The 6,122-nt window shown below is 73.7% G+C and carries 6 protein-coding genes; 3 read left to right on the top strand and 3 right to left on the bottom strand.

All coding sequences use genetic code 11. The features are described from left to right. The coding region (locus tag DQW85_RS29460; protein WP_162795473.1) for a prolyl oligopeptidase family serine peptidase at positions 1–1,237 on the top strand (1,237 nt) is incomplete at its 5' end. An 18-nt stretch (positions 1,238–1,255) separates the two neighbouring features. Here the strand turns inward: DQW85_RS29460 and DQW85_RS29455 are convergent. After that, on the bottom strand, positions 1,256–1,861 hold the full coding sequence (locus DQW85_RS29455) for a response regulator transcription factor (RefSeq protein WP_113703110.1): 606 nt from the start codon (positions 1,859–1,861) through the stop codon (positions 1,256–1,258). A 178-nt stretch (positions 1,862–2,039) separates the two neighbouring features. Then, a complete protein-coding gene (locus DQW85_RS29450) occupies positions 2,040–3,077 on the bottom strand; it encodes a zinc-dependent alcohol dehydrogenase family protein (protein ID WP_113703109.1) in 1,038 nt (345 codons plus the stop codon). 132 nt (positions 3,078–3,209) lie between these two features. On the opposite strand from DQW85_RS29450, the gene DQW85_RS29445 reads away from it, so the two are divergent. Beyond that, positions 3,210–4,619, top strand: a complete 1,410-nt coding sequence (locus tag DQW85_RS29445) for a glutamate-cysteine ligase family protein (RefSeq protein WP_113703108.1) — start codon at positions 3,210–3,212, stop codon at positions 4,617–4,619. 79 nt (positions 4,620–4,698) lie between these two features. Beyond that, positions 4,699–5,718, top strand: a complete 1,020-nt coding sequence (locus DQW85_RS29440; protein WP_113703107.1) for a hypothetical protein — start codon at positions 4,699–4,701, stop codon at positions 5,716–5,718. Here the strand turns inward: DQW85_RS29440 and DQW85_RS29435 are convergent. Beyond that, positions 5,708–6,122: PaaX family transcriptional regulator C-terminal domain-containing protein (locus tag DQW85_RS29435; protein WP_275888272.1), on the bottom strand; the 415-nt coding region annotated here is incomplete at its 5' end. The genes DQW85_RS29440 and DQW85_RS29435 overlap by 11 nt on opposite strands.

Genomic DNA, 6,122 nt, shown 5'->3' with positions numbered 1-6,122 from the left:
GGCCCGCACCGCCGCGGCGGCCGGCCCCGACGGGCGGCTCTACATCCTCACCGACCTGGACGCGCCCCGGCGCAGGCTGTGCGTCGCCGACCCGGCCACCCCCGCCGCCTGGAAGGAGCTGATCCCGGAGGATCCCGCAGCGGTCCTCGGGGCGTTCGCCGTCCTCGGCGGCGACCGGCTCCTCGTCTCCCGCACCCGGCACGCCGTCGGCGAGATCGCCGTGCACGACGCCGTCACCGGCAGGCCGCTGGCGACCGTGCCGCTGCCCGGCAACGGCACCATCACCTCGCTCACGTCGCGGCCGGGCGGCGGGCACGAGGCCTGGTTCGGCTACACCGACGCCGTCACCCCGGCCGAGGTCTGGCGGTACGACGCGCGCCGGGCGTCCGCCACCCGCTGGGCCGGTGCGCCCGGCCGCGTGCCCATGACGGCGGTGGAGAGCCGCCACGTCGAGTACAGCTCCGCCGACGGCACGCGTGTGCGGATGGTCGTCTCCGCGCTGCCCAGGCGCGACGGTCCGCGGCCGGCCATCCTGACCGGGTACGGCGGGTTCGGCCTGCCGCTCACGCCCGGCTACGCCGCCGACTCGCGCGCCTGGGTCGAGGCCGGCGGCGTCCTCGCCGTCGCCAACCTGCGCGGCGGCGGCGAGGAGGGCGAGGCGTGGCACCGCGACGGGATGCGCGAGCGCAAGCAGAACGTGTTCGACGACTTCCTCGCCGCCGCCGAGAAGCTCGTCGCCGACGGCTGGACGACGCCCGCGCAGCTCGCCGCCTGGGGCGAGTCGAACGGCGGCCTGCTCGTCGGGGCGGCCCTCACGCAGCGGCCCGACCTGTTCGCCGCGGTCGTCTGCTCGGCCGGCCTGCTCGACATGGTCCGCTACGAGCGTTCCGGCCTCGGGCCCTCGTGGACCTCCGAGTACGGCTCCGCCGACGACCCGGGTCAGCTGCCCTGGCTGCTCGCCTACTCGCCCTACCACCACGTCCGCCGCGACGCCGGCTATCCGGCCACCCTGTTCACGGTCTCGGGGGCCGACTCCAGGGTGGACCCGGCGCACGCCCGCAAGATGTGCGCGGCGCTGCAGTGGGCCACGGCGGGCGAGCGGCCGGTCCTGCTGCGCCACGAGCCCGACGTCGGGCACGGCGCCCGCGCGGTCAGCCGCTCGATCACGCTCGCCGCCGACGTCCTCGCCTTCGTGGCCGCCCACACGGGACTCACCAGCCCCGCCGTGCCACGCTGACCGCTCCGGGGCGGGGTGTCAGATCCAGCCCGACTCGCGGGCGATCCGGATGGCGTCGATCCTGCTGCGGGCCCCGAGCTTGGCCGTGGAGCGGCACAGGTAGTTGCGGACCGTGCCCTCGGACAGGAACAGCGAGGCGGCGATCTCCGACACGGGCGCGCCCTCCGCCGCGGCGCCGATCACGTCCAGCTCGCGGGCGGTCAGCGGCGCGTCGGAGGGACGCATCGCCGCGATGGCGAGCTCCGAGTCGATCACCCGCTCACCCCGGGACACCCGGCGGATGGCGTCGGCCAGCAGGTGCGGCGGCGCGTCCTTGGCCATGAACCCCCGCACGTGCACGTCCAGCGCACGCCTCAGCAGGCCGGGCGTGCCGACGCCGGTCAGGATGAGGACACCGCAGCCGGGCAGCCGCTCGTGGAGCTCGCCCGCGGCCTCGAGTCCGTCCTTGCCGGGCAGCGCGACGTCGATCACGGCCACGTCCGCGCCGGAGGCGCGCGCGGCCGCCACGACGCGGTCGCCCCTGTCGACCTCGGCGACGACCTCGATGTCCTCTTCGTAGGCGAGCAGTGCCACGATCGCCCCGCGCACGAGATGCATGTCCTCAGCGAGCAAGGTTCGGATCACGATTGTCCTCGCGGTCGGCCGACACATCTTTGGTTGTCCCCGATGACGGGCCGCGCACCACCCGGGTCGGGTGACGTGACCGCCTGTCGCGCGTGAATCTGCCCCGGCTCCCGCGAAGCATGCCCGCCATCCGGAAAATCGGGAATATTCGCAGGCCGCCCGCCCGGACGGCCGCGAGTCAGAGCGGGACGTGGGGAGTGATCATGGTCACGCCCGGCACCGAACCGATCGACGCCAGCGCCTTGCCCGCGTCGGCCAGCCCGATCGTCCGCGTGACGAGCTGCTCGGGACGCAGGATCCCGGCCCTGATCATCTCCAGCATCGGCGGGTAGGCGTGCGCGGCCATCCCGTGGCTGCCCAGCAGCCGCAGCTCCTGCCCGATCACGCGGCTCATCGGCACCGGCGTCGCCTCGCCGGGCAGCAGCCCCACCTGCACGTGACGGCCCCGGCGGCGCAGGCTCTCGACGGAGGCGGCACAGGTGCGCGGGCTGCCCAGAGCGTCGATCGACACGTGCGCGCCGCCCCTGGTCAGCTCCCTCACCTGGGCGCCCGCGTCACCGGCCGAGCCGTCGACGAAGTGCGTGGCGCCCGCCTGCTCGGCCAGGTGCAGGGCGTCGGCGCTGACGTCGACGGCCACCACCCGCGCCCCGGCGGCCGAGGCGATCATCACGGCGGACAGTCCGACGCCGCCGCAGCCGTGCACGGCCACCCACTCGCCCGGCCGCACCTCGCCGACCTGCGCCACGGCCCGGAAGGCGGTGGCGAAGCGGCAGCCCAGCGACGCCGCGGTGGCGTAGGTCATGTCCTCGGGCACGGCGACGAGGTTCACGTCGGCGTGGTCGACGGCCACGTAGTCGGCGAACGACCCCCAGTGGGTGAAACCGGGCTGCGTCTGCCGCTCGCACACCTGCTGCTCGCCGGCGGCGCAGGCCGTACAGGTGCCGCAGGCGCACACGAACGGGACAGTCACCCGCGCGCCGGGCAGCCAGCCGCGCACGTCGGGGCCGACCGCCTCGATCACCCCGGCGAACTCGTGGCCGGGGACGTGCGGCAGGGCGCGGATGTCGGGATCGTGCCCCTGCCAGCCGTGCCAGTCGCTGCGGCACAGCCCCGTGGCCTCGACCCTGATCACCGCCCCGTGCGGCGGCGGGGACGGGGCGGGCAGCTCGCGCACGTCGAGCTCTCCACCGAAGACGTCAAAGGCTACGGCTCGCATCTCATGAGCTTAGGGTCACCGGCCGTGGCGCGCGCAAGGCCCGGCGTGGGTGGGACGCGGCGCGTACGCGCAGGATGACGGCCCCTTCGGCCGATGAGGTGTGGAGGTCTCCTGTCCGGACAGTAGGGGGGCATGGGACAAGATCTGGACAAGGAGCGGTTCTCCGAAGCGGAGTACGTCCGCTTCGGGGAGCGGCTCCAGGAGCAGCTGAAGGTGCTCCGCGAGCTCCTGGACGAGCCGGGGTTCGGCCAGGGACCGACGACGGTCGGCGCGGAGCTGGAGCTGGTCCTCGTGGACGCGGCGGGCCGGCCGCTGCCACGGAACGCCGAGGTGCGCGAGGCGCTGGACGACCCGCGCGTGGTGCTGGAGCTGGGCCGCTTCAACCTGGAGGTCAACCTGACCCCGGTGCCGCTGGCGGGCCGGCCGTTCGAGCTGCTGGGCGCGGAGGTCCAGGAGTCGCTGACCCGCGTGGACACGGCGGCGGGACGGGAGGCCGAGGGCGGCGGCGCGGTGCCCGTCGGCATCCTGCCCACGCTCGGCACGGGCGACTTCACCAGGGAGGCCATCAGCGACCAGAACCGTTACCGGGCCATGAGCCGGGGCTTCAGGCGGCTGCGGCTCGAACCGTTCCTGGTCAAGATCGACGGCCTGGAACTGGCGGTGGAGGACGTGATCCTGGAGGCGGCCAACACCTCCTGGCAGGTGCACCTGCGCACCCCGCCGGAGAGGTTCGCGCGGCTGTTCAACGCGGCCCAGCTCGCCATCGGGCCGGTGCTCGCCGCCTGCGGCAACTCGCCGTTCTTCCTGGGCCGGCGGCTGTGGGAGGAGACCAGGATCGCGCTCATGGAGGAGGCCGCCGACGACCGCGACGTGGAGCGGCGCTACCGCAGGGACGGGCGCGTCACGTTCGGGTCGGACTGGGTGCGCGAGGGCGTCTACGAGCTGTTCGAGAGGTACGTACGCGACTACGACCCGATCATGCCCGACCTGAAGGAGGACGCCGACGCCCGCGAGGTGCCCGAGCTCCGGCTGCACCAGGGCACCGTGTGGCAGTGGAACCGTCCCGTCTACGACCCGGCCGACGGCGGCCACCTGCGGATCGAGATGCGCGCCCTGCCCGCCGGGCCGACCTGCGCCGACATGACGGCCAACGCGGCGTTCCTGCTCGGGCTCACACTCGCGCAGGGGGAGCGCGACCTGACCGGCTACCGGTTCGCCGAGTCGTACCAGAACTTCTACCGGGCCGCCATGCACGGTCTGGACGCCAAGCTGTCGTGGCCCGGCATGGACGGCGAGCTGCAGGCGGCCGACCTGGTGCTCATGCTGCTGCCCGAGGCGCGCGCGGCGCTGCTGGACGCCGGCGTGGTGCCCGGCGACGTGGACGGGGCGCTGGACGTCATCCGGGAGCGGACCAGGCTGCGCCGTACTGGTGCGGCCTGGCAGCGGGAGGCCCTGGCCCGCCTCGGCGGCGACAATGAGCGCCTCGTACGGGAGTACAGGGAGCACGCCCTTTCCGGGCTTCCGGTGCATAGGTGGCCGTAATCGCGAACCTCGACCGTCCTCGAAGCATCAGAATTGCCCAGAAGACGGAAGAGATGAGGGCGATATGGCGTCTACGGGGATGGTTCCGGCTGACAAGACCGCCTACACGTTACGGCGGGTCACCGGCACCCTGGCCGAGGGGGCGGCCAAACTGGCCAAGGAGATCGAGGGCGCCACGGTCGAAGCGGTGCTGGCCAAGGCCAACAGGGCCGCGATGCGCAGGGGCGTGACCGCGGCGCTGGGCACGATGCGGCCGCGCCCGGCCGAGTGGTACGCCTTCGACGTGAAGGACCAGGACACCCCCGACTGGTACCCGCAGGGCCTGACCGGCGGGGAGGACTCCGGCTCGGCGGGCGTGCCGGTGTTCTTGGCGAGCTGGTACTTCAAGCCCGAGCCGCCGGTCGCCGAGCGCGGGATCAGGCTGACGTTCCTGAGCCCACGGACGCTGAGGTACCAGCACGCGCTGCTGGTCGAGGCCAGGCCGGACGGGTCGTACGGGCCGATCGACATCCACGCCGGCGGCATCGGCTGGTACGGCGACCTGCTCTACGTGGCCGACACCGTGCGCGGGCTGCGGGTGTTCGACCTGCGCAACATCCTCGACCTGCGCACCGCGCAGAACGACCTGGGCGATCCGGCGCGGATCGGCCGCCACGACGGGCGCTTCCACGCCTTCGGTTACCGCTACGTGATCCCGCAGACCGACTTCTGGCGCGTCACCCGGCCGGGGGCGCGCTTCTCGTTCGTCGGGATCGACCGCAGCACCACGCCGCACACGCTGATCTCCGGCGAGTACGCCGAGGACCGCACCGACCGCCTGGTGGCCCGGTGGGACCTGGAGCTGACCGACGGCACGCCGAGGGACGCCTTCGTGCTGGGACACGCCAAGATCCAGGGGGCGCTGTCCACCGGCGGCGCCTGGTATCTGAGCCAGGCCGCCGACGCCAGTACCAACGGCAGGCTGATCGTCCACGGCGACGGCGAGCCCGTCACCCGGCCGTTCCCGATCGGCCCGGAGGACCTGACCGTGCAGAACGGCAGGCTGTGGAGCGTCACCGAGTACCGGAACAAGAGGGTCGTCTTCGGCGTCAGCCTGTGAGATGCCGGTGGAGCAGCTCCCGGTAGCGGCGGTCGAAGTCGTCGTAGCGGGCGCGCAGGGCAGTGCCCGGCCAGTCACCGGGCAGCAGCTCCTCGGGCAGCAGCGGATCGGCCAGCAGGTGCCGCAGCACCGCGGCCGACACCAGGAAACCCTCCGCCAGCCCGCCGACCCGGTGGCAAGCCTGGTCGAGCCGCCGGGCGAGCGCGCCCGCCTCGGCGGCCCAGCCGTCGAGGTCCCAGAGCAGGGGAGTGGGGTCGTCGTGCGGACGGCCGTCGATCAGCGTGCACTGCGCGGTGACGGTCTCGGGCCAGGCGCGCGACAGGTTGGCGGGCCGCAGCCAGGTGCCCTCGCGCAGCTCGGCCATGCGCAGCGCGCTCATCGCGTGGCGCAGCGCGGCCCGGTCG

The organism is Nonomuraea lactucae (assembly GCF_003313395.1).
Classification (GTDB): Bacteria; Actinomycetota; Actinomycetes; order Streptosporangiales; family Streptosporangiaceae; genus Nonomuraea; species Nonomuraea lactucae.
Note: the sequence above shows the minus strand (reverse complement) of the source record. Positions and strands in the feature narration are given on the sequence as shown.

Excerpts from the sequence above, each read along its gene's own strand:
- DQW85_RS29440 (WP_113703107.1), top strand. The coding sequence starts at position 4,699 with ATGGTTCCGGCTGACAAGACCGCCTACACGTTACGGCGGGTCACCGGC.
- DQW85_RS29445 (WP_113703108.1), top strand. The coding sequence starts at position 3,210 with ATGGGACAAGATCTGGACAAGGAGCGGTTCTCCGAAGCGGAGTACGTC.
- DQW85_RS29450 (WP_113703109.1), bottom strand. The coding sequence starts at position 3,077 with ATGCGAGCCGTAGCCTTTGACGTCTTCGGTGGAGAGCTCGACGTGCGC.